At 66.0% G+C, this 24,144-nt stretch carries 30 protein-coding genes; 23 read left to right on the forward strand and 7 right to left on the reverse strand.

Annotation, left to right across the window (positions count from 1 at the left end):
- From EDF58_RS04735 to EDF58_RS04760, 6 genes are read left to right on the forward strand one after another with little or no spacing between them, the layout of a single operon-like run.
- Positions 1-429, forward strand: coding sequence for an HPr kinase/phosphatase C-terminal domain-containing protein (locus EDF58_RS04735; RefSeq protein ID WP_132263098.1), 429 nt, complete (start codon positions 1-3; stop codon positions 427-429).
- 56 nt (positions 430-485) lie between these two features.
- On the forward strand, positions 486-1,457 hold the full coding sequence (rapZ, locus tag EDF58_RS04740) for an RNase adapter RapZ (protein ID WP_132263100.1): 972 nt from the start codon (positions 486-488) through the stop codon (positions 1,455-1,457).
- Between the two features lie 55 nt (positions 1,458-1,512).
- Complete coding sequence (locus tag EDF58_RS04745; protein WP_132263101.1) at positions 1,513-1,920, forward strand: PTS sugar transporter subunit IIA; 408 nt, start codon at positions 1,513-1,515, stop codon at positions 1,918-1,920.
- A complete protein-coding gene (locus EDF58_RS04750) occupies positions 1,917-2,195 on the forward strand; it encodes an HPr family phosphocarrier protein (RefSeq protein ID WP_132263103.1) in 279 nt (92 codons plus the stop codon). The genes EDF58_RS04745 and EDF58_RS04750 overlap by 4 nt, the downstream gene beginning before the upstream one ends.
- Positions 2,192-3,037 carry an RNA methyltransferase gene (locus tag EDF58_RS04755; RefSeq protein WP_132263105.1) on the forward strand — a complete coding sequence of 282 codons (846 nt, stop codon included), beginning with the start codon at positions 2,192-2,194 and terminating at the stop codon, positions 3,035-3,037. Before EDF58_RS04750 ends, EDF58_RS04755 begins: the two co-directional genes overlap by 4 nt.
- Positions 3,038-3,087: 50 nt before the next feature.
- Positions 3,088-3,519 carry an META domain-containing protein gene (locus EDF58_RS04760; RefSeq protein WP_132263107.1) on the forward strand — a complete coding sequence of 144 codons (432 nt, stop codon included), beginning with the start codon at positions 3,088-3,090 and terminating at the stop codon, positions 3,517-3,519.
- A gap of 3 nt (positions 3,520-3,522) precedes the next feature.
- On the opposite strand, the gene rmuC is transcribed toward EDF58_RS04760, so the two are convergent.
- The 3 genes from rmuC to recR all read right to left on the reverse strand — a co-directional run bounded on the left by rmuC (position 3,523) and on the right by recR (position 6,430).
- Entirely contained in the window at positions 3,523-5,133 is a 1,611-nt protein-coding gene (rmuC, locus tag EDF58_RS04765; RefSeq protein WP_132263108.1) for a DNA recombination protein RmuC, read from the reverse strand.
- A 68-nt stretch (positions 5,134-5,201) separates the two neighbouring features.
- The gene (gene def, locus EDF58_RS04770) at positions 5,202-5,771 is read right to left on the reverse strand and encodes a peptide deformylase (protein ID WP_132263110.1); all 570 of its coding nucleotides are present in this window, start codon (positions 5,769-5,771) and stop codon (positions 5,202-5,204) included.
- 62 nt (positions 5,772-5,833) lie between these two features.
- A complete protein-coding gene (recR, locus tag EDF58_RS04775; RefSeq protein ID WP_132263112.1) occupies positions 5,834-6,430 on the reverse strand; it encodes a recombination mediator RecR in 597 nt (198 codons plus the stop codon).
- Positions 6,431-6,490: 60 nt separating this feature from the next.
- Here recR and fmt point away from each other — a divergent pair, with 60 nt between their 5' ends.
- Positions 6,491-7,402, forward strand: coding sequence for a methionyl-tRNA formyltransferase (gene fmt / locus EDF58_RS04780; protein ID WP_132263113.1), 912 nt, complete (start codon positions 6,491-6,493; stop codon positions 7,400-7,402).
- A 3-nt stretch (positions 7,403-7,405) separates the two neighbouring features.
- Here the strand turns inward: fmt and EDF58_RS04785 are convergent, their stop codons facing one another.
- A complete protein-coding gene (locus EDF58_RS04785; protein ID WP_243654073.1) occupies positions 7,406-7,972 on the reverse strand; it encodes a hypothetical protein in 567 nt (188 codons plus the stop codon).
- 96 nt (positions 7,973-8,068) lie between these two features.
- On the opposite strand from EDF58_RS04785, the gene truA reads away from it, so the two are divergent.
- A complete protein-coding gene (gene truA / locus EDF58_RS04790; protein WP_132263115.1) occupies positions 8,069-8,815 on the forward strand; it encodes a tRNA pseudouridine(38-40) synthase TruA in 747 nt (248 codons plus the stop codon).
- An 84-nt stretch (positions 8,816-8,899) separates the two neighbouring features.
- Here truA and cobS read toward each other — a convergent pair whose 3' ends face one another.
- Together cobS and EDF58_RS04800 are read right to left on the reverse strand one after the other, a co-directional pair.
- Entirely contained in the window at positions 8,900-9,892 is a 993-nt protein-coding gene (cobS, locus tag EDF58_RS04795) for a cobaltochelatase subunit CobS (RefSeq protein ID WP_132263117.1), read from the reverse strand.
- A gap of 156 nt (positions 9,893-10,048) precedes the next feature.
- Positions 10,049-10,816, reverse strand: a complete 768-nt coding sequence (locus EDF58_RS04800; protein WP_132263118.1) for a helix-turn-helix domain-containing protein — start codon at positions 10,814-10,816, stop codon at positions 10,049-10,051.
- Positions 10,817-10,956: 140 nt separating this feature from the next.
- Between EDF58_RS04800 and EDF58_RS04805 the strand changes: the two genes are divergently transcribed.
- The 7 genes from EDF58_RS04805 (at position 10,957) to EDF58_RS04835 (ending at position 15,210) form a co-directional block, all read left to right on the forward strand.
- Positions 10,957-11,622, forward strand: a complete 666-nt coding sequence (locus EDF58_RS04805) for a glutathione S-transferase family protein (RefSeq protein WP_132263120.1) — start codon at positions 10,957-10,959, stop codon at positions 11,620-11,622.
- A 10-nt stretch (positions 11,623-11,632) separates the two neighbouring features.
- Positions 11,633-12,019 carry a DUF1428 domain-containing protein gene (locus EDF58_RS04810; RefSeq protein ID WP_132263121.1) on the forward strand — a complete coding sequence of 129 codons (387 nt, stop codon included), beginning with the start codon at positions 11,633-11,635 and terminating at the stop codon, positions 12,017-12,019.
- Entirely contained in the window at positions 12,016-12,822 is an 807-nt protein-coding gene (locus EDF58_RS04815) for a VOC family protein (protein WP_132263123.1), read from the forward strand. The genes EDF58_RS04810 and EDF58_RS04815 overlap by 4 nt, the downstream gene beginning before the upstream one ends.
- A gap of 102 nt (positions 12,823-12,924) precedes the next feature.
- Complete coding sequence (locus EDF58_RS04820; protein WP_132263124.1) at positions 12,925-13,551, forward strand: glutathione S-transferase family protein; 627 nt, start codon at positions 12,925-12,927, stop codon at positions 13,549-13,551.
- Positions 13,548-14,063, forward strand: coding sequence for a VOC family protein (locus tag EDF58_RS04825; RefSeq protein ID WP_132263126.1), 516 nt, complete (start codon positions 13,548-13,550; stop codon positions 14,061-14,063). The genes EDF58_RS04820 and EDF58_RS04825 overlap by 4 nt, the downstream gene beginning before the upstream one ends.
- The gene (locus EDF58_RS04830) at positions 14,060-14,725 is read left to right on the forward strand and encodes a glutathione S-transferase family protein (protein WP_132263128.1); all 666 of its coding nucleotides are present in this window, start codon (positions 14,060-14,062) and stop codon (positions 14,723-14,725) included. The genes EDF58_RS04825 and EDF58_RS04830 overlap by 4 nt, the downstream gene beginning before the upstream one ends.
- 26 nt (positions 14,726-14,751) lie before the next feature.
- On the forward strand, positions 14,752-15,210 hold the full coding sequence (locus tag EDF58_RS04835) for an SRPBCC family protein (protein WP_132263130.1): 459 nt from the start codon (positions 14,752-14,754) through the stop codon (positions 15,208-15,210).
- A gap of 45 nt (positions 15,211-15,255) precedes the next feature.
- On the opposite strand, the gene EDF58_RS04840 is transcribed toward EDF58_RS04835, so the two are convergent.
- Positions 15,256-15,855 carry a J domain-containing protein gene (locus tag EDF58_RS04840; RefSeq protein WP_132263131.1) on the reverse strand — a complete coding sequence of 200 codons (600 nt, stop codon included), beginning with the start codon at positions 15,853-15,855 and terminating at the stop codon, positions 15,256-15,258.
- Positions 15,856-15,894: 39 nt separating this feature from the next.
- Between EDF58_RS04840 and EDF58_RS04845 the strand changes: the two genes are divergently transcribed.
- From EDF58_RS04845 to EDF58_RS04880, 8 genes are all read left to right on the forward strand, one after another.
- Positions 15,895-16,167 (forward strand): BolA family protein, encoded by a 273-nt coding sequence (locus EDF58_RS04845; protein WP_207912811.1) that lies wholly within the window; start codon positions 15,895-15,897, stop codon positions 16,165-16,167.
- A 70-nt stretch (positions 16,168-16,237) separates the two neighbouring features.
- A complete protein-coding gene (gene hisG / locus EDF58_RS04850) occupies positions 16,238-16,906 on the forward strand; it encodes an ATP phosphoribosyltransferase (RefSeq protein WP_132263134.1) in 669 nt (222 codons plus the stop codon).
- Entirely contained in the window at positions 16,906-18,195 is a 1,290-nt protein-coding gene (hisD, locus tag EDF58_RS04855; RefSeq protein ID WP_132263136.1) for a histidinol dehydrogenase, read from the forward strand. Before hisG ends, hisD begins: the two co-directional genes overlap by 1 nt.
- On the forward strand, positions 18,192-18,638 hold the full coding sequence (gene nusB / locus EDF58_RS04860; RefSeq protein ID WP_132263138.1) for a transcription antitermination factor NusB: 447 nt from the start codon (positions 18,192-18,194) through the stop codon (positions 18,636-18,638). Before hisD ends, nusB begins: the two co-directional genes overlap by 4 nt.
- Positions 18,639-18,720: 82 nt before the next feature.
- Positions 18,721-19,680 carry a thiamine-phosphate kinase gene (gene thiL / locus EDF58_RS04865; RefSeq protein ID WP_132263139.1) on the forward strand — a complete coding sequence of 320 codons (960 nt, stop codon included), beginning with the start codon at positions 18,721-18,723 and terminating at the stop codon, positions 19,678-19,680.
- 138 nt (positions 19,681-19,818) lie between these two features.
- A complete protein-coding gene (locus tag EDF58_RS04870; protein ID WP_132263141.1) occupies positions 19,819-21,912 on the forward strand; it encodes a sodium-translocating pyrophosphatase in 2,094 nt (697 codons plus the stop codon).
- Between the two features lie 130 nt (positions 21,913-22,042).
- Complete coding sequence (locus EDF58_RS04875; protein ID WP_132263143.1) at positions 22,043-23,197, forward strand: GNAT family N-acetyltransferase; 1,155 nt, start codon at positions 22,043-22,045, stop codon at positions 23,195-23,197.
- Positions 23,194-24,054 (forward strand): transcriptional regulator, encoded by an 861-nt coding sequence (locus EDF58_RS04880; protein ID WP_207912812.1) that lies wholly within the window; start codon positions 23,194-23,196, stop codon positions 24,052-24,054. The genes EDF58_RS04875 and EDF58_RS04880 overlap by 4 nt, the downstream gene beginning before the upstream one ends.
- The last annotated feature ends 90 nt before the right edge of the window (positions 24,055-24,144 follow it).

The following is a 24,144-nucleotide window of genomic DNA, read 5'->3' on the forward strand; positions in this document are numbered from 1 at the left end:
ATGACCGCGCCTTTCGCCCGGCAGTCCACCTGCGTCGCCATCGCGGACCGCGCATTGCTGATCGAAGGGCCATCGGGCACGGGCAAGTCTGGCCTGGCCCTCGCGCTCATCGACCGCGGGGCCCGTCTGGTGGGTGACGACGGCATTCTGCTGCAAGCGACGAGCGGCCGCCTCTGGGCGCGGCCGCATCCCCACACACGGGGCCTGATCGAAGTGCGCAATCTCGGCATTCTGCCCTTCCCCTGCGCCGACGAGGCGCCGGTGGCCCTGCTGGTCACGCTCGACCCCGCCGCGCCGCGTTTCATCGAAGCAGCGGAGACCATCGACCTCGGCGGCATCGCCATACCCGCGCTGCGCCTTTGGCCCGATGCCGGGCCCCTGGCGCTGAAGGTCGAGCTGGCGTTGTTGCATTATGGTCTCACCGGGTGACAAACCTGTAAGATCGCCCCTTTTCTTTCCCCGCGCCGGGGCGCAAACAGCCCCGGATGCAGGACGATCTCCCCCCCGGAGCGGCTTCCCCGGCCCCTCTCGACCCGACTCAGCCCGCCCGCCGACAGAAAGTGTTGCTGGTGACCGGCATGCTCGGTGCCGGCAAGACCACGGTCCTGCGGGTGCTGGAGGATCTCGGCTGGGAAATCATCGACAATTTCCCGGTCCGTCTGCTGGAGCGCATGATCGAGGGCAAACCCTCGGACGACCCATCGCCGCTTGCGATCGGCTTCGATTGCCGTACCCGCGGTTTCAATCCCGAGCGGGTCATCGCACAGGTCAAGGCGCTGGGTGAACGCGCGGATCTGGAAGTCACCACGCTGTTTCTCGACTGTTCGAGCAAGGAGCTGGAGCGCCGCTTCAACGAGACCCGCCGGCGCCATGTGCTGGCGGCCGACTCACCGGTGGACAGCGGCATTCGGGCCGAGCGCGAACTGCTGGCGCCGCTGCGCCGCTGGGCCGACATCCTGATAGAAACCACCGAGTTCACGTCTAACGACCTGCAACGCGCGATTCGCGAGCGGTTCGTCACTGACGAGCCGGAAGACCTGACGATCACGGTGTCCAGCTTCGGCTTCTCACGCGGAATGCCCCCGCTGGCCGACTTCGTCTTCGACATGCGCTTCGTGGAGAACCCGCACTGGGATTCGGAGTTACGCCCGATGACCGGACAGGACGCCCCGGTGGGCGACTATATCCGCAAAGACCCTGCTTTCGACGAAGCATTTGCGCGGATTCGCGACCTTCTGCTGCTCCTGCTTCCGCGGTACCGCGCCCAGGGCAAGGCCTATCTTCACATTGCCTTCGGGTGTACCGGAGGGCGACACCGTTCCGTTTATACCGCCGAGCAAATGGCAGCGGCCTTGCGCGAAGCGGGTTTTTCGCCCACATTGTTGCATCGCAACCTGGGCTCGCGGGCTGCTGATCTGCTCGAGGGGGGAAATTCTCGAAGGGGTCCGGTGGCGTGAAAGAAGATTATATAACCCGGTCGCATTCGCAGGAAATTCGGAGCCTAACCCCAGCATGATCGGCATGATCCTGGTCACTCACGGCAATCTTGCCGAGGAATTCGTACACGCGATGGAGCACGTCGTCGGTGACCAGTCCGCGGTCGCCACCGTCTGCATCGGTCCCAACGACGACATGGAGCGCCGTCGCAGCGAGATTGCCGAAGCGATCACAGCCGTCGACAGCGGCGAAGGCGTCATCATCCTCACCGACCTGTTCGGCGGCACGCCTTCGAATCTCGCCATCTCGCTGATGCAGGCCGGCAAAGTCGAAGTGATCGCCGGAATCAACCTGCCCATGCTGATTCGCCTCGCCAAGGCGCGTGCCTGCATGTCCGTGCGCGACGCCGCCGCAGCCGCGCGCGATGCCGGGCGAAACTACATCACGATCGCCAGCGAATACCTCGGGCAGGACGCCGCATGAGCGCTGCGCGTGAGACGGTGCTGATCGTCAACAAGCGCGGCCTTCATGCCCGCGCCAGTGCCAAGTTCGTCAACCACGTCGCCGAACTGCCGGAATCCGTGCTGGTCACCGTCGGCAAGGACGGGACCGAAGCGGCCGGCAATTCCATTCTCGGGCTGATGATGCTCGGTGCCGCCAAGGGCGACAGCATCGAGATCGCCTGCCAGGGCGAAGGCGCGCAGGATGCGCTTGCGGTCCTCGCCACGCTCGTGCGTGACGGTTTCGGCGAAGAATGACGCCTTCCGACCGCGCGGTCTACCGCCGCACCATTACCGGATTCTCCAACCCGCTGGTCAAGTTCCTGCGCTCTCTGCGCGAGAAGAAGCACCGCAAGCGGGAACAGCGCTTCCTGGCCGAGGGCCTGCGCCTCCTGACCGATGCCCGCGAATGCGGCATCGTGCCGGAGATGCTCGTCATGGCTATCGGCCGCGAACCACACCCTCTTCTCGATGCGCTCGAACAGGCTGTCGCGGAAGCTGGCGGCGATATCGTCGAAATGGACGAGGAAATTCTCGCCAAGGTCACCGGCAAGGACAATCCGCAGGCCGTCGCGGGCGTTTTCGCCGAGTTCGACACGCGCATTGCCAATCTAGACCGCGCTTCGGCGCCGATCTGGCTGGTGGCGCAGGCCCTGCGCGACCCGGGCAACCTCGGAACGATGCTGCGAACGGGCGATGCCGTCGGTGCCGGCGGGCTGATCCTGCTCGACGACTGCGCCGATCCTTTTTCGGTCGAAGCGGTGCGCGCCAGCATGGGGGCGATCTTCACGCAAAAGATCGCGATCGCCCGTTGGGACGAATTCCAGGAATGGTTGCGGGCCGGCGAAGGCCAGCTCGTCGCGGCCTCGCTGCGGGATCCCACGGATTATCGCCAGGCGCCCTACGCCGCGCCGTGCTTCCTGATGGTCGGCAACGAATCGCAGGGCCTGCCGCAAGCTTATGAGGAAGCCTGTGACTTGCGCGTCACCATTCCCATGCGCGGGCGGGCGGACAGCCTGAACGCCGCCGTGGCGGGTGCCGTGCTGGCCTACGAAGCCCTGGCACACCTTGACGGACCCCATCGTCAGGACGGTAACTGAAAAGGGCGTTCATCCGGGCATCATCTGGGACGTGTAGAGTGCGCCGCATCATGCGTGCCGCTCTGCTATCTTTCTGCCTCCTGTCGCCCCTCGCTGCCTGTTCCATACAGGGCGACGATTCGCCCCTGGCCCGCACGACCTGGCGCTTTGCCCTGATCGACGGGCAACGCCCCGATTCAACGGATGCGCGCCTGACCTTCGAAGGACGCAAGGTGGGCGTTCAGGTCGGTTGCAACCGCATGGACGGCCCTTGGCGCATCGACGAGGAGCGCCTGATCGCCGGGCCCCTCGCCCTTACCGAAATGACCTGCACCGTTCCCGCCTGGGACCAGGAAAAGGCCGTGAACGCCCTGCTCGTCGCAACGCCCCGCTTCGCCGTCGAGGGCAATCACATGATCCTGCAATCGAGCGGGCACACGGCCGAACTGGTTCGCGAAGGCGGCCCCATCGAACGACCGACGCGCACCGCTGACGGAAGCTGAGGCCTATTCGGCCGCTTCCGACAGGGGATTATCCTCTACGGCGGGCCGGGTCTCGGCAATGGCCTCGATCTCTTCGGCCACGGCTTCGGCACCATAGCGCGGCGTCGATTCGATCTGCGGCACGTCGTCGATTTCGCGCTTGCCGATCTCGATGTGCTTGTCGCGCAGGCGGCGGCCCGAACTGAGTACGTTGCGCTCGAAGCTGCCTACGAACTTGTTGTAATTGTTCACCGCCGATTCGAGACCCGCGCCCACGCGCTTCATGTGCTCGCTGGCCGTGGCCAGACGATCGTAGAGTTCGCCGCCCATCCGGCCGATCTCGCGCGCCTCGCGCGCCAAGCCGTCCTGTCGCCAGACTTGCGCCACGGTGCGGGCGATGGCGACGAGATTGGTCGGCGTGGCCAGCAGAACACGGTTGCGGAAAGCGAAGTCCCAGAGTTCGGGATCCTGCTCCAGTGCAGCGGCCACGAAGTGCTCGCCCGGCACGAACATGACCACGTAATCCGGCGTGTCCTCGAACTGGCTCTGATAGCTCTTGGCGCCCAGGGTCTGGACGTGATTGCGCATCGAGGCGACATGCTGGCGCAGCGCGGCGTCACGAGTCGTTTCGTCCTGCGCCTCGAAGGCCTCCTGATAGGCATTGAGCGAGACCTTGGCATCGATCACCAGGCGCTTCTGGCCCGGGATGTTGACGATCGCGTCCGGCCGCAGTCGGCCTTCCTCGGTGTCGATCGAATGCTCGGTGACGAAGTCCGTGTGCTCGGCAAGACCGCATTGCTCCAGCACATTGCGAAGCTGCTGCTCGCCCCAGCGCCCTCGCGCCTTGGGGGCATTGCGCAGAGAATTGCCGAGCCGCTGCGCTTCTTCGCGCACCTTTTCCTGCCCTTCGCGCATCGACTGGATCAGGCCGGTGAGCTGGCCGAACGAATCGACCCGCTTGGCTTCGAGCGCGGATACCTGCAGTTCGTAGGACTTGAGGCGCTCCCCGACCGGCGCCAGCAGCGTGGCGATGCGCTCGGCATTGGCTTTCTCGCTCTCCTCGAACCGCGCCCCGGCGCGGCGCAGGAAAGCGTCCTGCGCCCCTGCGAGCACTTTCGCGCCCGCATTCTCGAATTCCTTGCGCAACGCTTCCTGCGCTTGCAGCAGAAGCCGCTTCTGTTCGTCGAAATTGGCGGATTTTTCGCGCAGCGTCGCGAGTTCGGAAGCCAGTTCGCGCTGCTCGCGGCGCAAGCCATCGACCAGACCGGCATGCTCGGACCGGGTGCGTTCGAGAACCTGGGTCAATTCGCCGCGCGTGCGGTCCAGGATCTGTACATGCTCGAAGCGCAGGCGCTCCACCGTCTCGCCATGGTCCTTGCGCAGCTGGTCCACCGCCAGGCCATGTTCGGCCCGGGTGCGTTCCAGCGATGCCGCAAGGTCATCGGCCCGGCTGGCGCGCTCCGTGGCGCCTGCCAGGTCGCGAATCGCTGCCCGGAAGCGCTCGTCGAGATCGCGCGCCTCACGGTCGCGCGTCTCATGCCGCTGCCGCCATTCAGCGGCAGGTCGGGACCCGAAGAACCAGCCGGCACCAAGACCGACAACGAGCGCGAAAAGTGCGGCGACAGCGATTTCCATTCCGGAAGCCTATCCGGAACGTTTCAGGAACGCCAGCCCTTATCGGGGATTTTCCACCGAAGCGGAAATCACGCCGCCTTGCGCAGCTTGTCCAGCTTCTTGAGCGCCATCTGGCGCTTCAGGCGCGAGAGGTGGTCGATGAAGAGGATGCCTTCGAGATGGTCCATCTCGTGCTGAAGGCAGGTGGCCATCAGGCCTTCCATGTCTTCCTCGTGCACGGTGCCGTCGAGGTCCTGCCAGCGGGCACGGATGCGCGAGGGGCGCTCCACGTCGGCATAGATCTCGGGGACCGAGAGACAGCCTTCCTGGTAGACGGTGTGCTCTTCCGAAGGATCGAGGATTTCCGGATTGATGAAGATCCGGGGCTCGTTCCTGGTCGGCTGGTGCGTGTGGTGATGATCACCGTGAGCGGTGCACACTTCCGGCTCGGCATCCTCGTCGTCCGGCTGAAGGTCGATCACCAGAACGCGCAGGGGAACGCCCACCTGGATGGCGGCCAGGCCGATGCCCGGTGCGTCATACATCGTCTCGAACATGTCCTCGACGAGCGTCTTGAGCTCGTCGTCGAACTTTTCGACGGGGACCGAAACCTGCTTGAGACGCGGATCGGGAACTTCGAGGATTTCACGGATAGCCATGGGGCGCAGATAGTCGCGATGGCGGTTTTTCGCAAGATGGACGCTTCGATGACAGTGATCGGCTAGCTCACAGGCCGCCGTGCCCGGATCGCCTGGGCCAGCGTACCCTCGTCCAGATAGTCGAGTTCACCGCCCACCGGCAGGCCGTGGGCAAGCTGGGTAATGCGCACCGGAAGCCCTTCAAGACGCTCGGCAATGTAATGCGCCGTGGTCTGCCCTTCGAGCGTCGCATTCATGGCCAGCACCACTTCGTCGATGCCGCCAGCCTCCACCCGCACGAGCAGCCGGTCGATCGTCAAATCTTCCGGCCGCACGCCGTCGAGCGCGGAAAGACGACCGCCGAGGACGTGATAACGCCCGGTGAAGAGCCGCGCCCGGTCGAGCGCCCAGAGGTCCGCCACTTCCTCCACCACGCAGAGCGATCCGGCGTCGCGGCGCGGATCGGCGCAGATGCCGCAAGGGTTGGTCGTGTCGATATTGCCGCAGGTCGCGCACTCTACCAGCGCTTCCTTCACGGCGCCAAGTGCCTCCACCAGTTGCACCAGCGAAGTCTCGCGCCGCTTGATGAGCCAGAGCACGGCCCGCCGCGCGGAACGGGGGCCAAGTCCGGGAAGGCGCGACAGCGCGGCCGTAAGCGTCTCGATCTCTTGCGATGCCATGGCGCCGGGGATAGGGCCTCCGGAGCCTTAGAGGAAGTGTTTCGGAGATTTCCCCACACCATGCGTATCGTCTTCATGGGAACGCCCGACTTCGCAGTGCCCGCGCTGGTCGCACTGGTGGAGGCCGGGCACGAGATCGTCGCGGCCTACAGCCAGCCCCCCCGCCCCGGTGGCCGGCGCGGCAAGGAGCTGACGCCCTCGCCCGTGCACAAGGAAGCGGAGATGCGCGGGATCGAAGTGCGGCACCCCGTCTCGCTGCGCAGCGCAGAGGAACAGGACCGATTCGCCGCGCTGGAGGCGGACATTGCCGTGGTCGCCGCTTACGGATTGTTACTGCCGCAGGCGGTGCTGGACGCGCCGCGCCTGGGGTGCCTCAACATCCACGCCTCCATCCTGCCGCGCTGGCGCGGGGCGGCGCCGATCCAGCGGGCGATCCTCGCCGGCGATCCCACCACCGGCGTCACCATCATGCAGATGGAGGCCGGGCTGGACACCGGGCCGATGCTGTCCACCTTGCGCACCACGATAGAGCGCAAGACGGCGGGCGAACTGACGGCCGAACTGGCGGAAAAAGGGGCGCAACTGATGGTCGGCACGCTACGCGACCTGGCCGTCCATCGCCACGTTTCCCAGCCGGAAGACGGCGTCACTTACGCAAAAAAGATCGACAAGGCCGAGGCCCGGCTCGACTTCACGCAGGCCGCCGAGCAGGTCGAGCGTCAGGTTCGCGCCTTCATGCCTGCGCCCGGCGCGTTCTTCGAACTTGAGGGTGAGCGCTACAAAGTGCTGGCGGCCGACGTCGCCGAAGGTTCGGGCGAGCCTGGCCTGACGCTCGACGAAGCGCTCACCGTGGCGTGCGGTGCCGACAGCGCCATCCGCGTGACCCGCATCCAGCGCGCCGGGAAGCCTGCTATGGACACGGCCGACTTGCTGCGCGGCCGGCCGATACCGGCAGGCACGCGCCTCGGCTGATCGTCACGACGGCTCGGGCGCCTGGCGCTCGGGCAACTGGCCGCCAGAGAGACGGGGAGCGGGCGGCGGCTCGTTCGCCCATCTGGCTTGCGCGTCGCGGACCCGTTCGGCGGCGCGGGCCCAGCCTGCCGGCGACTTGTCGCGCACCCGGATGTCGAAACTGTCGGTAGCGCGAAACTCCAGGACTTCCGCGCCCTCCGGTCCGGCCACATAGGCATAGGGCACCTCGCTGCCCACGAAGAAGCCGTCGCCTGCCGACAGCGTTTCGGTGCCGAGTTCGACGCTGCCCGCGACGATATAGTACAGGCAATCGCAGTCATGGCTGTGCAGCGGCAGGGCGAAGCCGCTCTTCAGCTGGAGCCGCGCCAGGCTCATGCCCGGTCGCCGATAGGGCACGTCCACCCGCTCCCCGGTCTCCGGCCCGGCGCTCGCGAAGAGCGGCAGCGCCGCGAGCATGTTCGGCGCCTCGCCTGCCAGGGTCATGCAGCCGCATTCGTCCAGCGAAAGCGCCGCGCCGCCGCGAAACGTCTCGAAGCGGGGCCGCTCGGCGATAGTCCTTTCGTCGCTCATCCTGCCTTCTCCCATGAAGCGCCCGTTAGGATGCGCCGCTTGCGACCGTGAGCCAAGGCGTTTGCAGTCCGCGCACAGTCCTGTATCGGCGGCGCGATGACCCGTTTTGCCCTCACTCTCGAATTCGACGGCGCCCCCTACATGGGCCTTCAGCGCCAGGCGCACGGTCCTTCGGTGCAGCAGAGCGTCGAGGAAGCGGCTTTCGCCCTTACCGGCGAGACCACGAGCATGCATGCCGCCGGGCGCACTGACGCGGGAGTCCATGCCCTGGGCATGAGAGCGCATATCGACATCGCCAAGCCCTTCACGCCCTTCCAGTTCATGGAGGGCATGAATGCGCGGCTGCGGCCTCATCCGATCGCGGTGGTCGCCTGCGAGATCGTGCCGGACGACTGGCATGCGCGATTCGCCTGCATCGGCCGCGCCTATGTCTATCGTATCGCCAACCGCCGGGCGCCGCTCACGCTGGAGCGCGGCAAGGCCTGGCAGGTGCCCAAGCCGCTCGACGCGGCCGCCATGCACCGCGCGGCGCAGACGCTGGTCGGGCTGCATGACTTCACGACCTTCCGTTCGGCCCATTGCCAGTCGCAAAGCCCGCTCAAGACGCTCGACCGGCTCGATGTGCGGCGCGAAGGCGAGATGGTGCTGATCGAGGCCGAGGCGCGCAGTTTCCTGCATCACCAGGTCCGCTCGATGGTCGGCTGCCTGGCGCTGGTGGGCATGGGCCGCTGGACGGAAGCGCGGGTTGCCGAGGCGCTGGAAGCGCGCGACCGGCAGGCGCTCGGCCTGAATTCGCCGCCGGACGGGCTCTATTTCGTCAAGGCCATCTACCCGGAGAGCTGACGAAGCTTTGAGGCGTCGCGATCCTAGGCGAGCATAAAAAAAGGGAGGCCGCAGCCTCCCTTTTCCTGTTTCGCAATTCGAAGGTCAGACTTTGCCGACCACGCTCTCGGGCAAGTCCTTGCCGAAGACGCGCTGGTAGTATTCGGCCACCATCACGCGCTCGGTCTCGTCGCACTTGTTGAGGAACGAGAGGCGGAAGGCGAAGCCCACGTCGTTGAAGATGGCCGAGTTCTGCGCCCAGGTGATCACCGTACGCGGGCTCATCACCGTCGAGATATCGCCGTTCATGAAGCCCTGGCGGGTGAAGTCCGCGACCTTGACCATGTTGGCGACGACCTTGGCATCCACCTGCGGCACCTTCTTGGTGACGATGTCGGTTTCGACCGGCTCGGGCAGGTAATTGAGGCCGACCACCAGGTTCCAGCGGTCCATCTGACCCTGGTTGATCTGCTGGGTGCCGTGATAGAGCCCCGAAGTATCGCCGAGGCCGACCGTGTTGGCGGTGGCGAACAGGCGGAAATTGCGGTCCGGACGGATCACGCGGTTCTGGTCGAGCAAGGTCAGCTTGCCCTCGGTTTCGAGGATGCGCTGAATGACGAACATCACGTCCGGGCGGCCCGCGTCGTATTCGTCGAACACCAGCGCCACCGGGTGCTGCAGCGCCCAGGGCAGCAGGCCTTCGCGGAATTCGGTGACCTGCAGACCGTCGCGCAGGACGATGGCGTCGCGGCCGATCAGGTCGATGCGGCTGATGTGCGCGTCGAGGTTGATGCGGATGCACGGCCACTTGAGGCGCGCGGCGACCTGTTCGATGTGAGTCGACTTGCCGGTGCCGTGATAGCCCTGCACCATGACGCGGCGGTTGTAGGCAAAGCCGGCCAGGATCGCGAGCGTGGTGTCCGGGTCGAAGACGTAAGTCTCGTCCAGATCCGGAACGCGCTCGTCGGCGACGGAGAAGGCGGGCACCTTCCAGTCGATATCGATTCCGAAAGTCTCGCGCACGTCGAGTTCGATGTCGGGAGCAGCCAGCACGGTGGCGTCTCGGTTCTCGGCTTTCATGGTCTCGGTCTCAGTCATCGTTGCACTCGCGTAGACAAGCGAGCGCTGCACCGCAACAGGCTTTGCGGCTTATGGGTAAAACCAGGGCGCGATGCCGACAGGCGCTGCTTCCGTGAAAGGTCGGGGTCGTCCGCCGCCAAGAGCATTGGTCACGCTTGCGATGGGCGACGGGCCTCAATCCCCTGCATCGTCGGCGCGCCCGAGTTTCCGCGGCAGCGCGAACAGATCGATGAAACGCGCAGCGAGCGCCGGGTCGCCCTCGATCGACAATCGCCCCCCCGCCTCTTCGGCCGAGCGCTTGCCGTAGAACACCGGGAGAAAATCGGTCGCGGTTTCCGCAGCGAAGCGCAAATCGACAGCCCCTACCTCTTCCCCGGCCGGGGCGATGCCCAGTTCCCCCCGCCCCAAAGTGCCGAGGAAAGCCTGGCCCGCCACATCGAACACCACCCGCAAGGCAAGCGCGCCGATCCGCGCCGGCTCGATCATCGTGCGCAGGGAAAGCATGAAAGCCACCGGCGTCAGCGGCAGGAAGGGGTCGTGTCCCGGCGAGCGCACCGCCCAGCGGCCCAGCTCCTGCATGACCGGCTCCAGCGCCAGCCCCCACTCCGTCAGCGCATAGACCTTGATCGAAGCCGGCGGCGGAAGTTCCGCGCGCCGCACGATGCCCGAAGCCTCCAGACTGCCCAGTCGCTCGGTCAATATTTTGGCGCTGATTCCGGGCAGCGAGGCGCGCAACCCGTTGAAGCGCCGCGGCCCGAGCATCATCTCGCGCACGATCGGCAGGGTCCAGCGCTCGCCCACGAGTTCCATGGCGAAAGCCGCGCCGCAGGCGTCGCGATACCAGCGTCCGTGCAATGCGGCCTGCGTGCTGGTATCTTCCGGTTCGTTCACCGCGCCGCCCGGCCGCTTCGACCCGGCGCCGGTTTCCTTTTTCAACTTCATAGTTGCTTTTTGTAACCTGATTGCCCAGGCTCCTGCAATAACGAATCGCCCGGTCCAGGGCGACACCGATCGGGGCCCGCAAGGGGCGCCGTTCATGGCCGTGCCGCACAGACTACGGTCATGCGAACAGGAGAGTGTCGATGCCTCGAAGCGAGACCGCTTCCACCGTCTTCACGGCCTATGCCGACGTTCCGCCGCCGGTTCGCGGGCAGGTCCGCGATCTTCGCCTGCGCTGGGCGCACGAAGAGCTGGGCCGGGACTACCGGGTAGAGGAACTCGACGTCTATCACCCGCGCCCCGATGCCTACCGGGAATGGCAACCCTTCGGCCAGGTCCCCGCCTTCGACGACGGCACGCGCAAGCTGTTCGAAAGCGGCGCCATCCTGCTCTACCTGGGCGAGCAGGACGAACGCCTGCTGCCCGCCGAGCCCGGCGCACGCTGGCTGGCGATCACCTGGCTGTTCGCCGCTCTCAACAGCGTGGAGCCCTTCGTCGCGCAGATCGGCGCGCTCGATATCTTCCACGCAGGCAAACCCTGGGCAGCCGAAGCGCGGCCAAGCGCGGTGAAGCTGGCGCAGTCGCGCCTCGCCGCCACCCAGACCGCGCTCGGCGACAAGGACTGGATCGCCGGAGATTTCTCCATTGCCGATATCCTGCTGGTCACCGTGCTGCGCAGCCTGGACCATACCGCGATCCTCGCAGAGTTTCCCGCGCTCGCCGCCTACAAGGCGCGCGGCGAAAACCGTCCGGCCTTCCGCCGGGCCCTTGCCGAACAACTCGAAAGCTACGCCTCTCCCGCCACTTAGGAGAATAGCCATGCCTTATGTCGATGGTTTCGTGATTGCCGTCCCTGCCGCCAACAAGGACAAGTTCATCGCCCACGCCCGGGAATTCGACACTTACTTCATGGAGTACGGCGCCACGCGCATCGTCGAATGCTGGGGAGACGATGTCGAGCACGGCAAGCAGACCGACTTCTTCCGCGCCGTCGCGGCGAAGGAGGACGAAGTGGTCTGCTTCAGCTGGATCGAATGGCCTGACAAGGGCACCCGCGATCGCCAGATGGGCCTGCTCATGGAACTGATGAAGACCGACCCGCGCTTCGACCCCGAGAAGAACCCCATGCCGTTCGACGGTGCCCGCATGATCTTCGGCGGATTCCAGTCCGTCGTCGTGCTGCCCCAGAGCGAACAGGGAGAATGACCGTGGCCAATCCCGTCGGAAGCTTCATCTGGTACGAACTGCTCACCAGCGACATCGAGGGCGCCGCCGCCTTCTATCGCGAGGTCGTCGGCTGGACGATCGCCACTCATGCCGATCCCGAGGCAGGAGGCCTCGACTACCGCATGATCGTTCGCGACGACGGCGGCATGGCCGGGGGCGCGATGGCCATCACCGAGGACATGGCGCAAGGCGGCGCAAGGCCGATCTGGCTCCCCTATTTCTACGTGGAGAACGTGGATGCCGCGGTGGAGGCGATCACTTCCGAGGGCGGAAAAGTGCAGATGCCGGCCACGGACCTGCCCGTCGGCCGCATCGCCATGGTCGCCGATCCGCAGGGCGTGCCGATCTATCTGATGAAGCCGGTCCCACCTGCCGACAAGCCGGATGCCGCCAGTGACGTCTTCTCCGTCACGGAGAACCAGCGGGTGCGCTGGAACGAACTCGCCAGCCCCGACCAGGCCGGGTCCATGGCCTTCTACGGGAAGCACTTCGGCTTCACGTTCGACGAGAAGATGTCGATGGGCGAGATGGGCGACTATTGCTTCATCGGGCACCACGGCCAGACGCTGGGCGCGATCATGCAGCGGCAGGAAGAAAGCCAGCCGTCGGTCTGGATGTTCTACTTCGGCGTGCCCTCCATCGCACAGGCGAAAACGGCGGTGGAGGCAAATGGCGGCAAGGTCCTGATGGGACCGCACGAAGTGCCAGGCGGGGAGTGGATCATCGTCGCGCTCGATCCTCAGGGCGCCGGCTTTGGACTGGTCGGGCCGAAAGGCGACTGATCCCCGAAAAAAGACCGGGGCGCGACAGGAACGAAAGGCCATTGACGGCGGAACGATGTTCCATGATTGTTCCGCCTTCAAGCAGGACGATGGAGTAGGATCATGGCCGACTACACCTTCTATACCAATCCCATGTCGCGCGGGCAGATCGCGCGCTGGGCGCTACACGAAGTCGGGGCCGATTATCGGCAGATCCTGATCGACTGGAAGGACAAGCCGGAGAGTTTCCTGGCGGTCAATCCGATGGGCAAAGTGCCCACCATCGTCCACCATGCCGAAGACGGGGACCGGGTCGTCACTGAAGCGGCGGCGATCTGCCTCTACCTGGCGGAAATGCATCCCGAGGCCGGGCTGCTGCCGAACGATGCCGAAATGGCGGACTATTACCGCTGGACCTTCTTTGCCTCCGGCCCGGTCGAACAGGCGATCACCTCCCGCCACCTCAAGTGCGAACCCACGCCCGAGCAGGAGCCGATGGCCGGCTGGGGCAACTTTGAGCGCACGATGAACGCGCTGGAGAGCCATTTCGACCAGGCCGACTATGTCTGCGGCGGACGCTTCACCATGGCGGACGTCTACGTCGGCAGCGCGGTCGACTGGGGGCTCACGTTCGGCACGATGCCGCCGCGCCGGGCTTTCGTTGCCTACGCCGAGCGTTTCCAGGCGCGGGAAGGCTACAAGGCCGCCAAAGCCGTGGACAACACCCTGATCGGGGAGATGAAGAAATGACCGCTGGGCGCCCTGCAAAGAACCGCGTCTGCCTCTGGTACGACGGCGCGGCGGAAGAGGCGGCGAATTTCTATGCCTCGGTCTTCCCCGACACGCACGTCACCCGCGTCGTCCAGTCTCCCACGGACTATCCGGACGGCAAACAGGGCGACGTCATCACCGTGGAATTCACGGTCATGGGTATCGAATGCATCGGCCTCAACGGCGGCCCGACTTTCCAGCATTCGGAAGCCTTCTCCTTCCAGGTCGAAACCCTGAACCAGGAGGAAACCGACCGTTACTGGGATGCGATCGTCGGCAATGGCGGGGCCGAGAGCATGTGCGGCTGGTGCAAGGACAAGTGGGGCCTTTCCTGGCAGATAACCCCCAAGGCGCTCAGCGATTCCCTTACCAACCCGGACCGCGCGGCAGCGAAGCGGGGGATGGAGGCGATGATGACGATGCGCAAGATCGACATCGCGGCGATCGAGGCCGCCGTCGCCGGTCATGCCGGGCAAGGAACCGGCGCATGAATCCGGAACCGAGCCTGGAACTTTTCGGCCATCCGTTCTCGTCCTACACCTGGAAGGTGCTGATCCCGCTTTACGCCTATGACGTGCCTTTCGCGTTCCGCATTATCGATGCCGAACACCCCGAACATGCCGAAGTCGTCCAGACCGCCGGCCCGCTCGGCAAGTTCCCGGTGCTGCGCGATGGCGAGAACCTTCTGTTCGAAGCGACGACGATCGTCGAATATATCGACCGGCATCTCATCGCGCCCGGCACGCTGGTTCCCGAGGATCCCGATGCGGCCACGGCGATCCGGATGCTGGACCGCGTGTTCGACAACTACGTCATGAACGTGATGCAGATCGTCGTGAACGAATATATCCGCGACAGCAAGAACCCCGATCTTGCTCGCTGCGCGGAAGCGCGCGCCCAACTCGACAGGGTCTATGCCTGGCTGGAAGGCTGGCTGCAGTTCTATCCGCCGATGGATCAGGTCACCTTGATCGAATGCGCGGCGGCGCCATCGCTGTTCTATTCCGACTGGGTCCACCCCATCCCGGAAGACAGGCCGCGCCTGCGGCAATGGCGCGCACATCTGCTGTCCCTGCCCTCCGTCGCGCGCTGCGTCGAGGATGCCCGACCCTTCCGCGCCTACTTCCCGCTCGGCGCGCCGGACCGCGACTGAACGATTCGCGATTGAGGAGATTGTCCGTGAACGATGCCAGCAACGAACTCTCGATCACGCGCTTCATTGACGCCCCCGTGGAGAAAGTCTGGGACGTCATGGCCAATCGCCAGGAGGAATGGTGGTGCCCTCGCCCCTGGCGGGTCGAGATTGATGAGCAGGACAAGCGCGCCGGCGGCGCCTGCCGGATGACGATGTATGGCCCCGACGGTGAGGAAGCACCGCAAAACGGCATCTATCTCGCTTACGAGGAAGGCCACCGCTTCGTGACGACCGATGCCGTCACTGCCGATTTCCAGCCCTCCGGCCCTTTCATGATCGGCATCTGGGAAGTGACAAGCGAAGGCAACGGCACTCGCTACACCGCCGCGGCTCGCCACTGGAGCAGCGAAACGAAGAAGCAGCACGAAGAGATGGGCTTCGTGGACGGCTGGTCTGCCTGCGCCGATCAACTCGCCGAAATCTGCGAGGCAGAGGGAGCCTGAGCAGGCTCACATCCGCCGCAAGTTCTCGATCCCCCGGCTGAACGCCTATCCGGCCGAAGCCATTGCCGAAGACTTTCGCAGCAATTGGTAGGCCTCCACCACGCCCTGCAGCCGCTCGGCGTGGCTGTGGTCTCCGCCGTTGTGATCGGGGTGATACTGCCGGAGCAGCCGGGTATAGCGGAGGCGCAGGGTCTTGCTGTCGATGTCACCGTCCAGGCCCAGGAATTCCAGGGCGCGGCGCTCTTCCGGCGTGAAGCGGATGTTCTGCGGCTTCATGTCGGCCTGGCGCTGCCGGACATGGGCCCTCGCCCGCCCGCTGATCGCCTCCAGCGGGTCCGCGAAATCGGCCCACCGCGGCGTTCCGTCCACGCCGGCGTCCGGCCGGAAGGCGCGGCTTTGCGCTTCCCAGCCATGAAGCGGCGACTGGGCACGGAAGATTTCCTCCGCGCTCATGCCGTCGAAATAGTCGTAGCCCGAATTGAACTCGCGAACGTGGTCGAGGCAGAACCAGCGATAGTCGCCGGGCCCGTCGAAACCCGGCAAACGAACGCCCGGCGCGCGAAACTCGCCCGCTTCCTCACATCCCGGCCAGTTGCATTCGCGTCCGCCGGATTCGACCCTGCCATGAAATCTAGAATGTCTCACCGGCTTCCAGATGGGATAAGCTGCGTCTAAATGGAAGACATGACCGGACCGATCGCACAGGAAATGCGGCAGCTTCTCGAAGCCGCCTTCGCCCCCACCCACCTCGCGGTAATCAATGATTCCGCCAGCCACGCCGGCCATATGGGCGACGATGGCACCGGCGAATCGCATTTCACCATTGAGATCGAGACCCCCGCTTTCACCGGCGTTTCCCGCCTCCAGCGCCAGCGTCTCGTCAATGCCGCGCTCGGCGACATTCCCGGAACGCGCGTCCATGCCCTAGCCATCAAGGCCCGCGCCCCAGGCGAATAACAGGCCAGGTCGTCAGACGCCCGTTATCCCCGGTTGCCCTTTGCGCAATGGCAGCCTAAATGCGCGCACCATGCCGACAACCCTGACATTCGCCGTGCCCAAGGGCCGAATCCTCGACGAGGCGCTGCCGCTGATGGCGCGCGCCGGCGTGGTGCCCGAGGCGGAATTCCACGACAAGAAGTCTCGCGCGCTCTCCTTCGCCTGCGAGAACAGCGACACGCGCCTGATCCGCGTGCGCGCTTTCGACGTGGCGACGTTCGTGGCCCATGGCGCGGCGCAAGTCGGGATCGTCGGCTCCGACGTGGTCGAGGAATTCGCCTACCCGGACCTCTACGCGCCGGTTGACCTCGATGTCGGACACTGCCGCCTCTCCGTGGCGGAGCGCGAAGGCGAAGTCGGGGGGGCGCTGCCGTCGCACTTGCGCGTCGCCAGCAAGTACCCGAACCTCACGCGCCGCCACTACGAAAAGCTGGGCGTGCAGGCCGAAGTCGTGAAGCTCAACGGCGCCATGGAACTGGCGCCGACGCTGGGACTGTCGAGCCGCATCGTCGATCTCGTTTCCACTGGGCGCACCCTGAAGGAAAACGGCCTTGTCGAGACCAGCCGCATCCTCGACATTTCGGCCCGCCTGATCGTCAATCGCGCAGCGCTCAAGACTGACGAGCGGGTGGCCGCACTGGTCGAACGCTTCCGCGCGCTGGTGGCCGAAAATGCCCGGACGCGCGAGGCGGCCGCCTGATGCTGCGGCTTTCCAGCAAGGACGCAGGCTTTGCCGAGGCGTTCCAGCGTGTCGTCGCCGACCGCCGCGAAAGCGCTGTCGATGTCGCGCGCGATGTGGCCGAGATCCTCTCCGCCGTGCGTGAGAACGGCGATGCGGCCCTGGCCGAATATACCGAGCGTTTCGATGGCCACGACCTTGACGAGAGCGGCTGGCAGATCGATGCCGAGACCTGCCGCGCCGCTTTCGATGCGCTGGAGCCGACCCTGCGCGATGCGCTCGAACTGGCTGCCAACCGCATCCGCACCTATCACGCCGCCCAGCTCCCGGAAAACCGCGACTATACCGACGAAGCCGGCGTGCGCCTCGGCGCGATCTGGCGCGCGGTCGATGCCGCCGGGCTCTATGTGCCGGGCGGCCGCGCGGCCTATCCTTCCTCGATGCTGATGAACGCGATCCCCGCCAAAGTGGCCGGCGTCGAGCGTCTCGTCGTCGTCACCCCGACGCCGAAGGGCGAGGTTAATGCCCTGGTGCTCGCCGCCGCGCATCTCGCGGGCGTGGACGAGGTCTGGCGCGTGGGCGGTGCCCATGCCGTCGGCGCACTGGCCTATGGTACCGAGCGGATCGCCCCGGTCGATGTCATCACCGGCCCCGGCAATGCCTGGGTGGCCGAGGCCAAGCGCCAGCTCTACGGCGTCGTCGGCATCGACATGGTGGCCGGTCCCAGCGAAATCCTGGTGATCGCCGATGCGAAGAACGAACCGCGCCGGATTGCCGCCGACCTGCTGAGCCAGGCCGAGCACGACCCGACTTCGCAATCGATCCTCATCACCGACGACGCGGCCTTTGCCGATGCCGTGGCCGAGGCCGTGGAGCTGGAACTTTCCGCGCTCGCCACGCAGGCGACCGCCCGCCAGTCCTGGAACGAATACGGCGTCATCGTCGTCGTCGAGAGCCTGGAACAGGCGCCGATCCTGGCCGACGCGCTTGCCGCCGAGCATGTCGAGATCGCGACCGACGATCCCGAAAGCCTGTTCCGCAAGATCCGCCATGCCGGATCGGTATTCCTCGGCCGCATGACGCCCGAAGCCGTGGGCGACTATGTGGCCGGCCCGAACCACGTCCTGCCCACCGGGCGACGCGCGCGCTTCGCCTCGGGCCTCTCGGTCCTCGATTTCATGAAGCGCACCAGCTTCATCCAGCTCGATCAGGCGGCGCTTGAGGCCATTGGCCCCGCCGCCGTCGCCCTTGCCGATGCGGAAGGGCTTCCTGCGCATGCGCGCTCCATTTCCATAAGGCTCGGCCAATGACGAATTATTCCAAGCAGGCCCGTGCGGCCGCCCGGCTCGCGGCCGTTCAGGCGCTCTACCAGTTCGAGATGGAAGCGACCCTGCTTCCCACGCTGCTGGACGAGTTCCACCGTCACCGCCTGGGTGCGGAAATCGACGAAGACCAGTACGCCAAGGCCGAAGTTCCGTTCTTCGACGACGTGGTGAAGGGCGTGATCGCCCGCCGCGACGAGATCGACGAACTGATCACCGGCAAGCTGGCCGAAGGCTGGGCGCTGCCCCGCCTCGACAAGACCATGCTGCAGATCCTGCGCGCCGGCGCCTACGAACTGATGGCCCGCCCGGACGTGCCCACGGCGGCTGCGATCAGCGAATATCTCGACGTGGCCCATGCCTTCTTCGACGCGCGCGAGGCGAAGTTCGTGAACGGCGTGCTAGATGCCGTGGCGAAGTCGGTCCGCTGACGCGCCGCGCTGCGTGTTTCGCGCGGCATGATCCTCAAGGCCTGATCTCGACAAGGGGCCCGGCGCGGCCCATGGTCTCAGCGTGAGCCGCGAATTCGCCTTCATCGACGCCTTGCGCGCCATTGCCGTCAGCCCCGCCGCGCGCGGGCTGGCGGACGATGCCGCCGTCCTCGAACTCGGCGGACAGAAGCTGGTCCTGACCATGGACACCCTGGTGGAGGCCGTGCATTTCCTGCCCGGCGATCCGCCCGAAGATGTCGCGTGGAAGCTGGTGGCGGTCAACGCCTCGGACCTGGCCGCGAAAGGCGCCGAACCGCTCGGCTGCCTCAAGTCGCACGCTCTGGGCGAAGAGGACTGGGACCGCGCGTTCCTGGCCGGGCTGGAACTCGCCTGCCGGCATTTCCGGCTGCCTCTGCTCGGCGGCGACACCGTGCGCATGCCCAAGGGTTCGGCGCGCAGTTTTTCGCTCACTGCGCTCGGCCGCGGGCCGGAAGATTGCCCCGTGCCCTCGCGCAGCGGGGCGCAAGCAGGCGATCTGTTGTGGGTCAGCGGCACGATCGGCGATTCCGGGCTCGGCCTGGAGCTGCTGACGTCGGGAGGCCGGGTCGAGACGCCCGAAGCCGGCTGGCTGATCGACCGGTACCACCGCCCCATGCCCGAGCCGGCGCTGGGCGTGGCGCTGGCACCCCTGACGACCGCCATGATGGACGTTTCTGACGGCCTGCTGGTGGATGCGCGGCGCATGGCCGATGCCAGCGGCGTCTCGATCGTCATTACTGCCGACGACGTGCCGCTGTCCAGAGCGCTGGTCGCCACAGTCGGCGATGGTCTGGAACAAAGGCTCCAGGCCATGACGGCGGGCGACGACTACGTGTTGCTGTTCACCGCGCCTGCCGTGAACAGCGCCTATGTGCGTGCGGCGGCCGCAGCGGCGGGCTCGCATGTCCGGCCGATCGGCGCCGTGGCAGAAGGCGCGGATATTGCGCTGGAGTGGCAGGGCCGGCCCACGCCCCTGCCCGAGCGCTTGGGCTACCAGCATTGAGCGCCTCGTCGTACCCGGCGACGGAAACCTTACTAACCCGGCTTATCAAGGCGCTTGCCACTAGTCGAGCTTCCCTATAGCCCTAGTCGTATCGAGCGGGAAAACCCGTCGTTACATATTGGGAAAAGGGGGCGTTTTGTGAATCCAGTCACGATCGCAATTGTCCTGGGGCTTCTGGCCATTCTCTATGGCTTCGTCACCAGCCGCCAAGTGCTCGGCTCTCCAGCCGGCAACGAAAAGATGCAGGAAATCGCCGCCGCCATTCAGGAAGGCGCACAAGCCTACCTGAAGCGGCAGTATTCGACGATCGCGGTTGTCGGGATCGTCGTTGCACTGATCATCGTCGTCACGCTCGGGACCGTTTCGGCCGTGGGCTTCGTGATCGGCGCGATCCTTTCCGGTTTTGCCGGTTTCATCGGCATGAACATCTCGGTCCGCTCCAACGTGCGCACCGCGGCCGCCGCGCAGACCGGCCTGCAACAGGGCCTGACCCTGGCTTTCCGTGCCGGTGCGATCACCGGCATGCTGGTGGCCGGCCTCGCACTGCTCGCCATCGCCGTGTTCTACTGGTACCTCACCGGGCCGGGCGGACATACCGTGGGCGGAGAAGACCGCACCGTGGTCCAGGGTCTCACCGCCCTCGCCTTCGGCGCGTCCCTGATCTCGATCTTCGCCCGCCTCGGCGGCGGCATCTTCACCAAGGCGGCCGATGTCGGCGCCGACCTTGTCGGCAAAGTCGAAGCCGGCATTCCGGAAGACGATCCCCGCAATCCCGCCGTCATCGCCGACAACGTGGGCGACAACGTGGGCGACTGCGCCGGCATGGCTGCCGACCTGTTCGAGACTTACGTCGTCACCGTCGGCGCCACCATGGTGCTGACCGCCCTCCTCATGAAGGGCATCGACAATTTTTCCGGCCTGATGGCCCTGCCCCTGCTGATCGGCGGCGTCTGCATCGTCACCTCGATCATCGGCACATACTTCGTCCGCCTCGGCGGATCGCAGAACATCATGGGCGCCATGTACAAGGGTTTCCTTGTCACCGCCGTGCTCTCGGTGCCGGCCATCTGGTGGGCGATCGGCTATTCGCTCGGAGATATGAGCGCCCTCATCGGCGAAACGGACTTCTCCGGCCGCACGCTGTTCTACTGCTCGCTGGTCGGGCTGGTCATTACCGGCCTCATCATCTGGATCACCGAATATTACACCGGCACCGGCTACCGGCCGGTCCGCTCCATCGCCAAGGCCTCGGAGACCGGCCACGGCACCAACGTCATCCAGGGACTCGCGATCAGCCTTGAGGCCACCGCACTGCCCACCCTGGTGATCGTCACCGGCATCATCGTGGCCTACCAGCTCGCGGGACTGCTCGGCATCGCCTATGCGGCTACCGCCATGCTGGCGCTGGCAGGCATGGTCGTCGCCCTGGACGCCTATGGCCCCGTCACCGACAATGCCGGCGGCATCGCCGAAATGGCCGGTCTGGACGACGCCGTGCGCGAGAAGACCGACGCGCTGGATGCGGTGGGCAACACCACCAAGGCCGTGACCAAGGGCTATGCCATCGGCTCGGCGGGCCTTGCCGCGTTGGTGCTCTTCGCGGCCTATACCAACGATCTTAGGGAGTTCTTCCCCGGCCTGAATGTCGATTTCAGCCTGGAGAATCCCTACGTCATCGTCGGGCTGCTGCTCGGCGCGCTGCTGCCCTATCTGTTCGGTGCCATGGGCATGACCGCCGTGGGCCGCGCGGCCGGCGATGTGGTGGTGGACGTGCGCGAACAGTTCAAGGCCAATCCCGGCATCATGACTTACGAGTCCAAGCCCGATTACGCCCGGACCGTGGACCTCGTGACCAAGGCCGCGATCAAGGAGATGATCGTGCCCTCGCTGCTGCCGGTGCTGGCGCCGATCGTGGTCTATTTCGTGATCTCGGCGGCCGCGGGCACCGAAAACGGCTTCGCCGCGCTCGGCGCCTTGCTGCTGGGCGTGATCGTGGGCGGCCTGTTCGTGGCGCTCTCGATGACCTCGGGCGGCGGCGCCTGGGACAATGCGAAGAAATACATCGAGGACGGCCATCACGGCGGCAAGGGCTCCGAAGCTCACAAAGCCGCCGTGACGGGCGATACGGTCGGCGATCCCTACAAGGACACGGCCGGACCGGCGGTGAACCCGATGATCAAGATCACCAATATCGTCGCCCTGCTCCTGCTTGCCGCGCTGGCAGCAGGCTGAAACGACAAGACCCTGATGGCCGGCCCCGGCGGAGCGATCCGCCGGGGCTTTGGCATGGAAGGCGGCGTTAGCACTTCCTTGATGCCGGGGCGCTAGAGGCTGCTGAAGGATAAGCAGGCTCGCAAGCACCATGTTCGACCGCCAGGCCCATTCGGTTCGCAAGGACGCCGCTCCGGCGGCGGCGCCCTATTCGCTGCGCTGCGTCCCGTGGCGTGCGCTGGAGGCCGAGATCGCCGCCTGGGACCGGCTCGCGCTGGAAGCGAGCGAGCCCAATCCCTTTTTCGAAAGCTGGTATCTCCTGCCCTCGCTGCGTCACCTCGCGCGCGGACAGGACGTGATGATCCTGCGGTTCGAGCGGGCCGGAGAGCTGGCCGGGCTTCTGCCGATCCTGCGAACACCCCGCTACTATCGCTGGCCGGTGCCGAACCTGACAAGCTGGCTTCACGACAACTGCTTCTGCGGCGTCCCGCTGGTGGCGCGGGGCGCGGAGGCCGCGTTCTGGCGCGCGGTGCTGGACTGGGCGGATGGTCACGCGGGTCAGGCGCTGTTCCTCCACTTGCGCGGCATTCCCGTCGACGGCCCCGTTCACGCCGCCCTTTCGGCACTGCTTGCCGCAAAACCGCGCCAGTCCGAAGTGGTACACCGCGAGGAACGCGCCCTGCTCGCCTCGGACCTGACCGGCGACGCCTATCTGGAGGCCTCGCTATCGGGCAAGAAACGCAAGGAACTGCGCCGACAGGCCAGCCGCCTGGCGGAACTGGGCACCGTGGATGTCGAGCGACACTCCGGTGAGGACGGCCTGGCCGCATGGTGCGACGCCTTCCTCGCGCTGGAGGCTTCCGGCTGGAAGGGCAAGGCCGGATCGGCGCTGGCCAACCAGCCGGAAACGACCGCCCTGCTGCGTGAAAGCCTGCAAGGCGCGGCCCGGCGGGGCCGTCTCGAACGTCTCTCGCTCATGCTCGACGGCCGGCCCATCGCCATGCTGGCCAGCTTCCTGACCCCGCCGGGCGCCTATTCCTTCAAGACCGCTTTCGACGAAGGCTACTCCCGATACTCGCCGGGGGTCCTGCTCCAGCGCGAGAACCTGCGCGTGCTGGAGCGCGACGACATCGCCTGGACCGACAGCTGCGCCGCGGCCGACCACCCGATGATCGACCATCTCTGGCGCCAGCGCCGCACGGTCGCGCGAATTTCGATCGCCATTGGCGGTCCGCTCCGCCGCCGCTTGTTCCGCCACTTCGTCCGCGCGGAAATCGCGCGCCGTCCCGCAGGAGGAAACCTGTGAACCTGTTCTCCAAGACCGGAGGCGCTGCCGTCTTCTCCGAAGAGGCGCGCGCCCGCTTTTCCGCCAATTACCCCGAAGTGCCGCACAAATTGACCCATGCCCTTGGCGAGCATCCGCTGATGGCGCTGGAAGCGCTTGCCGCCCTTGCGGAATCGCTGCCGGCCGGGTCGGTGGAGTACAATTTCGGCAACCAGCCGCTCGGCATCGACGGCAAGCCCGCGCCCACCGGCATCCCCATCGGCCGCACGATCCGCGAGATCGAGACGACCAATTCCTGGGGCGTCATCAAGAACATCGAACAGGACCCGGACTACGCCCGCCTTCTGGGCGAGCTGCTGGACGAGCTGCGCCCCGCCATCGAGGCGAAAACCGGCCGCATGATGAAGCTTCAGGCGTTTGCCTTCGTCACTTCGGCGGGCGGCGTCACGCCCTATCACTTCGACCCCGAACACAACATCCTGCTGCAAGTGCGCGGCACCAAGGTCATGACCCAGTTCCCCGCCGGCGATCCCCGCTTCGCGCCGGACCGGGTCCACGAGACCTACCACACGGGCGGCGGCCGCGAACTCAAGTGGCACGACGACCTCCTGCCCGGAGGCACGGAGTTCGCCCTGAGCGCAGGCGAGGCGGTCTATGTCCCGGTCATGGCGCCCCATTTCGTGCGCAACGGCGGCGCGCCATCGGTTTCCCTGTCGATCACCTGGCGTTCCGAATGGAGCTTTGCCGAGGCCGATGCGCGGGCCTTCAATGGCTGGCTGCGAGGGTTCGGCCTCTCGCCGGGACGAACGAAGCGCTGGCCCGCGCGGAACCGGATAAAGGCTTTCGGGTGGCGCGTGCTTCGCAGGTTCGGCAAATAAGGAAGAGGCAGGGGATCCAAGCCCCTGCCTCTCCTGTTCTCCGCACTGTCCGGCAGCGCGGGATGTCGCCATTGCGAGGGCCCGGGGGTC

The organism is Novosphingobium sp. PhB57 (genome assembly GCF_004342985.1).
Classification (GTDB): Bacteria; Pseudomonadota; Alphaproteobacteria; order Sphingomonadales; family Sphingomonadaceae; genus Novosphingobium.

Excerpts from the sequence above, each read along its gene's own strand:
- EDF58_RS04815 (WP_132263123.1), top strand. The coding sequence starts at position 12,016 with ATGACCGTGGCCAATCCCGTCGGAAGCTTCATCTGGTACGAACTGCTC.
- hisG (WP_132263134.1), top strand. The coding sequence starts at position 16,238 with ATGCCGACAACCCTGACATTCGCCGTGCCCAAGGGCCGAATCCTCGAC.
- EDF58_RS04750 (WP_132263103.1), top strand. The coding sequence starts at position 1,917 with ATGAGCGCTGCGCGTGAGACGGTGCTGATCGTCAACAAGCGCGGCCTT.
- EDF58_RS04845 (WP_207912811.1), top strand. The coding sequence starts at position 15,895 with ATGACCGGACCGATCGCACAGGAAATGCGGCAGCTTCTCGAAGCCGCC.
- truA (WP_132263115.1), top strand. The coding sequence starts at position 8,069 with ATGACCCGTTTTGCCCTCACTCTCGAATTCGACGGCGCCCCCTACATG.
- EDF58_RS04745 (WP_132263101.1), top strand. The coding sequence starts at position 1,513 with ATGATCGGCATGATCCTGGTCACTCACGGCAATCTTGCCGAGGAATTC.
- hisD (WP_132263136.1), top strand. The coding sequence starts at position 16,906 with ATGCTGCGGCTTTCCAGCAAGGACGCAGGCTTTGCCGAGGCGTTCCAG.
- EDF58_RS04810 (WP_132263121.1), top strand. The coding sequence starts at position 11,633 with ATGCCTTATGTCGATGGTTTCGTGATTGCCGTCCCTGCCGCCAACAAG.
- cobS (WP_132263117.1), bottom strand. The coding sequence starts at position 9,892 with ATGACTGAGACCGAGACCATGAAAGCCGAGAACCGAGACGCCACCGTG.
- EDF58_RS04785 (WP_243654073.1), bottom strand. The coding sequence starts at position 7,972 with ATGAGCGACGAAAGGACTATCGCCGAGCGGCCCCGCTTCGAGACGTTT.
- recR (WP_132263112.1), bottom strand. The coding sequence starts at position 6,430 with ATGGCATCGCAAGAGATCGAGACGCTTACGGCCGCGCTGTCGCGCCTT.
- EDF58_RS04820 (WP_132263124.1), top strand. The coding sequence starts at position 12,925 with ATGGCCGACTACACCTTCTATACCAATCCCATGTCGCGCGGGCAGATC.
- nusB (WP_132263138.1), top strand. The coding sequence starts at position 18,192 with ATGACGAATTATTCCAAGCAGGCCCGTGCGGCCGCCCGGCTCGCGGCC.
- EDF58_RS04755 (WP_132263105.1), top strand. The coding sequence starts at position 2,192 with ATGACGCCTTCCGACCGCGCGGTCTACCGCCGCACCATTACCGGATTC.
- def (WP_132263110.1), bottom strand. The coding sequence starts at position 5,771 with ATGGCTATCCGTGAAATCCTCGAAGTTCCCGATCCGCGTCTCAAGCAG.
- EDF58_RS04830 (WP_132263128.1), top strand. The coding sequence starts at position 14,060 with ATGAATCCGGAACCGAGCCTGGAACTTTTCGGCCATCCGTTCTCGTCC.
- EDF58_RS04800 (WP_132263118.1), bottom strand. The coding sequence starts at position 10,816 with ATGAAGTTGAAAAAGGAAACCGGCGCCGGGTCGAAGCGGCCGGGCGGC.
- rmuC (WP_132263108.1), bottom strand. The coding sequence starts at position 5,133 with ATGGAAATCGCTGTCGCCGCACTTTTCGCGCTCGTTGTCGGTCTTGGT.
- EDF58_RS04735 (WP_132263098.1), top strand. The coding sequence starts at position 1 with ATGACCGCGCCTTTCGCCCGGCAGTCCACCTGCGTCGCCATCGCGGAC.
- fmt (WP_132263113.1), top strand. The coding sequence starts at position 6,491 with ATGCGTATCGTCTTCATGGGAACGCCCGACTTCGCAGTGCCCGCGCTG.
- EDF58_RS04875 (WP_132263143.1), top strand. The coding sequence starts at position 22,043 with ATGTTCGACCGCCAGGCCCATTCGGTTCGCAAGGACGCCGCTCCGGCG.
- EDF58_RS04825 (WP_132263126.1), top strand. The coding sequence starts at position 13,548 with ATGACCGCTGGGCGCCCTGCAAAGAACCGCGTCTGCCTCTGGTACGAC.
- rapZ (WP_132263100.1), top strand. The coding sequence starts at position 486 with ATGCAGGACGATCTCCCCCCCGGAGCGGCTTCCCCGGCCCCTCTCGAC.
- EDF58_RS04805 (WP_132263120.1), top strand. The coding sequence starts at position 10,957 with ATGCCTCGAAGCGAGACCGCTTCCACCGTCTTCACGGCCTATGCCGAC.
- EDF58_RS04760 (WP_132263107.1), top strand. The coding sequence starts at position 3,088 with ATGCGTGCCGCTCTGCTATCTTTCTGCCTCCTGTCGCCCCTCGCTGCC.